The 4,327-nt window shown below is 71.5% G+C and carries 1 protein-coding gene; it reads right to left on the bottom strand.

The genetic code is table 11. The features are described 5' to 3' along the window. The coding region (locus VJT49_RS00825; protein WP_324162095.1) for an SDR family NAD(P)-dependent oxidoreductase at positions 1 to 4,268 on the bottom strand (4,268 nt) is incomplete at its 3' end. Positions 4,269 to 4,327 lie beyond the last annotated feature (59 nt).

The following is a 4,327-nucleotide window of genomic DNA, read 5'->3' as shown; positions in this document are numbered from 1 at the left end:
GCCAGAGCCAGGGAGCACTCTCCGTTGCGCAAGGCCCGCACGGCCAGATGCAACGCCACCAACGACGACGAACACGCCGTATCCACCGTCAACGCCGGACCCTGCAACCCGAACGTGTAAGCCACCCGGCCAGACAGCACGGAGGTCGCGCTTCCGGTCAGCACATAACCCTCGGCGCCGCTGGTCGCCTCGTCCAGTCGCGGCCCGTATTCGTGGGTGAAACCGCCGATGAACACGCCTGTGTCGCTGCCGCGCAGCGATGTCGGATCGATCTGACCGCGCTCCAGCACCTCCCACGCGGTCTGCAGCAGGAGTCGTTGCTGCGGGTCCATCGCGGTGGCCTCGCGCGGCGAGATACCGAAGAATTCGGCATCGAACCCGGCGGCGTCGGCGAGGAATCCACCTTCGCGCGTGATCGTCGTGCCGTGCCGCTGCCCGGTCGGATCGAACAACGTGTCCAGCGGCCAACCGCGGTCGTCGGGGAATTCGCCGATCGCGTCGTTTTCCTGGACCAGCAACTGCCACAACTGTTCCGGGGATTCGACCCCGCCCGGATAGCGGCAGGCCATGGCGACGATCGCGATGGGGTCCTCCGCCCGAGCGGCGGGGGTCACCGGCGCTGCCGTCGGGAGCGAGGTCGCGACACCGTCTCGCTGGATACCGAGCAGTTCGGCGATGTGACGCGCGAGCGCCTGCGCGGCGGGGAAGTCGAACACGACGGTCGGCGGCAGCCGCAGCCCGGTGGCCGCGTTGAGCCGGTTGCGCAGCTCGACCGCCGCCAATGAGTCGAAGCCGAGTTCCCGGAACGCCCGGTCCGCCTGGATCGACTGTGGTCCGTCGTAGTTGAGGACGTCGGCGGCATGGCGGCGAACCAGACCGAGCAGGAGCTGATGTTGTTCCGGTTCCGTCAATCCGGCCAGCTGCGACGTCAACGGTGAGGCATCCACCTGCGCGGTCTCCGCCTGTTCGCCCGCATCGGGAGCGAGGATGCGGCCGACCTCGGGCAGATCCTCGATGAGCGGGCGTCGCCGGGCCACGACGAAGCCGGGGACGAACGTCTGCCAGTCGATGTCGGCGACCACGAGGGTGGTCTCGCCGTGGTCGAGGGCACCGGCCAATGCGGCCAACGCCAGGCGTGGTTCCATCTGCCGGATTCCCAGCCGGCGCAGTCGCTCGCCGACGTCGCCGGAAACCATGCCGCCGTCGGCCCAGGCACCCCACGCGACAGCCGTCGCGGGCAGGCCGGCCGCACGCCGTTGCTCGGCGAAGGCGTCCAGGAACGCGTTGGCCGCCGCGTATGCGCCCTGCGCACTGCCACCCCACACGCCGGCTCCCGAGGAGAACAACACGAACGCGTCGAGCGGGCGGCTGCCCAACGCCTCCGCCAGGTGCTGGGCACCGGCCGCCTTGGCGTCGAGGAGGTCCGCGAGTTCACCGAGTTCCAACTCGGCCAGCGGGGTCATCCGGCTCACCCCGGCGGTGTGGATCACGCTGCGGATCGCCGTGCCCTCGCCGTCGAGCCGTTCGACGAGCCCGCGGACCGCTTCCCGATCAGCCATGTCGCAGGCCGCGATGGTGACCCGGGCACCAAGGACTTCCAGTTCGGCGCGGAGGTCGGCGGCACCGGCAGCCGCGGCACCGGCTCGGCTGGTCAGCACCAGGTGTTCCGCGCCGCTCCGGGCCAGCCACCGGGCGACGTGCGCGCCGAGCGCACCGGTGCCGCCGGTGACGAGGACGGTGCCCGCCGGCCGCCACGGCTGGTCCGCCGTGGACGCTCCGCCGGCCCGGGTGAGCCGCCGGGTGAACACACCGGCGGGTCGCACCGCGATCTCGTCCTCGCCGCCGAGACCGGCGAGTACCGCGACCAATCGGGTCATTGCCCGCTCGTCGACGACGTCGGGCAAATCGACCAGGCCCCCCCAGCGCTGCGGATGCTCCAGGCCGAAGACCCGTCCCAGACCCCACACCTGCGCCTGGACGGCGGACAGCACGTGATCCGAGGGTGCCACGGACACCGCTTTCCGGGTCACGCACCACAGCGGCACGTCCATCCCCACGTCACCCATGGCCTGGCCGAGCAGCAGCGTGCCGGCCAAGCCGGCGGCCACCGCGGGTGTGCCGGGCAGCGGCCGCTCGTCCAGGGCGAGCAGGGACAGCACGCCGCTGACCGGCTCGCCCGGAGGCAGCGAGTCCCGCAGCAGCCGGCCGTACGCGGCGCGGTCGCGGCCGACAGGGGCGGAGACGGGGACCACCGCCGCACCGTGGCCGCCCAAGGTGGCTGAACACGCCGAGACCAGGGCGGGATCCGGCCCCTCGGCGGGGCACACGACGAGCCAGGTCCCCGGCAACTCCGCCGCGGGCGGGTCGGGCAACGGCGTCCAGGTGACGCGGTAGCGCCAGTCCCGGATCGTCGCACGCTCGGTCTGCCGTACCCGCCAGGCCGACAGTGCGGGCAACACCGAACGCAAGGGTTGCTCGCCGTCGATGCCGAGCGTGGTCGTGACCGTGTCGAGATCCGCGTGCTCGACGGCGGCCCAGAACCGCTCCTCGTCGGCGCTCGGCACGGCGACCGACGCGTCGTCCGGCTCCGCACGGTCATGGTCGCCCAGCCAGTACCGCCGCCGGGTAAAGGCGTAGGTGGGGAGCTCGACCCGGCGTGCGCCCCGCCCGGTGAACGCCGGGTCCCAGGTCACGGGGATTCCCCCCACGTGTGCCTCGGCCAGCGCGGTGAGGAAGCGCCGTGCTCCGCCGTCCTCCCGCCGCAGCGACGCGAGCGCGACGACGTCCTCGCCGGCATCCGCGGCAGTTTCCTCGACGCCCACCACCAGCACCGGGTGCGGGCTGCACTCGATGAACGCCCGATGTCCGTCACGCAACAGCGCGCGAGTCGCCTGCTCGAACAGCACGGTCTGCCGCAGGTTGCGATGCCAGTAGTCCGCGTCCATCGTCGAGGTGTCGATCGGCGCCCCCGTCACCGTGGAATACAGGGGCACGGCCGCTGGGCGCGGAGTCACGTCGGCCAGTTCCTCGAGCAGTCGCCGCCGGACGGCCTGGACCTGTGGCGAGTGCGACGCGTAGTCCACTGGGAGCACGCGAGTCCACACACCCGTCGCCGCGCACTCCGCCACCGCGGCGGTCAGCGCTTCCGTTTCCCCGGCGACCACGACGGAACGTGGACCGTTCACCGCCGCGAGCCACACGCGCTCGTTCCAGTGCGCGAGACGCTCCGCCGCCTCCTGCGGGGACAGCGCCAGGGAGGCCATGGCACCCGTTCCGGCCAGCTCCGCCAGCGCCCGCGCCCGTAGTGCCACCACCTTGGCGGCGTCCGTCAGGGACAGCGCTCCGGCCACGCAGGCCGCCGCGATCTCCCCCTGGGAATGCCCGACGACAGCGGCGGGGCGCACGCCGTGGGACTCCCACAGGACAGCCAGGGACACCATCACGGCGAACAGTGCGGGCTGGACGATGTCGACCCGGTCGAGCAGGGCGGTATCCGGTTCACACAAGACGTCGAGCAGGGACCAGCCGACGTGTGGCGCGAGGGCTTTGGCACAGTCTTCGATCCGGGCGGCGAACGCCGGTGCGGAGTCCAGCAACTCGACGGCCATGCCGGGCCACTGCGAGCCCTGACCGGGAAAGACCAGAACCGGGTCGATCCTGGGGCCAGCCACACCCTCGATCACGCCGATCTGGTCCTCTTCGGACGGTGCTGTGGCGTCGGCCAGCGCGGTGAGCCCGCGGAGGAAGCCGGTGTGGTCTTCGGCGAGCACCACCGCGCGGTGCGGGAGCACCGCGCGGGTCGTCAGCAGCGAGTACCCGATGTCCACGAGGTCCACGTCGTCGCGGACGGACACGTGCGCGCGCAGCCGTCGAGCCTGCGCGCGCAGCCCGGCCTCGTTGCCACTGGAGATCACCCACGGCACGGTGATCGGTGGGGGTAGTTCGGCCGGGGCACCACCGGCGGTCTCCGGAGCGGGACCCGCTGCCGCCTCGGGACGCGGGGGCTCCTCCAGCACGATGTGGGCGTTGGTGCCGGAGATGCCGAATGCTGATATGCCTGCTCGGCGGGGTTGCCCGTTGGTCGGCCAGGGTGTGCTGCGGGTCAGTAGTGATACCGCACCGCCCGTCCAGTCCACTCGGTCTGTGGCCTGGTCCGCGTGTAAGGTCCGTGGCAACGTCGCATGGCGCATCGCCAACACCATCTTGATCACGCCGGCGACACCGGCGGCTGCCTGGGTGTGCCCGATGTTGGATTTCACCGATCCCAACCACAAGGGATGACCGGCCGACCGGTTTTGTCCGTAGGTTGCCAGTAATGCTTGTGCCT

The organism is Amycolatopsis sp., assembly GCF_035276945.1.
In the GTDB taxonomy this organism is placed as follows: Bacteria; Actinomycetota; Actinomycetes; order Mycobacteriales; family Pseudonocardiaceae; genus Amycolatopsis_E.
Note: the sequence above shows the minus strand (reverse complement) of the source record. Positions and strands in the feature narration are given on the sequence as shown.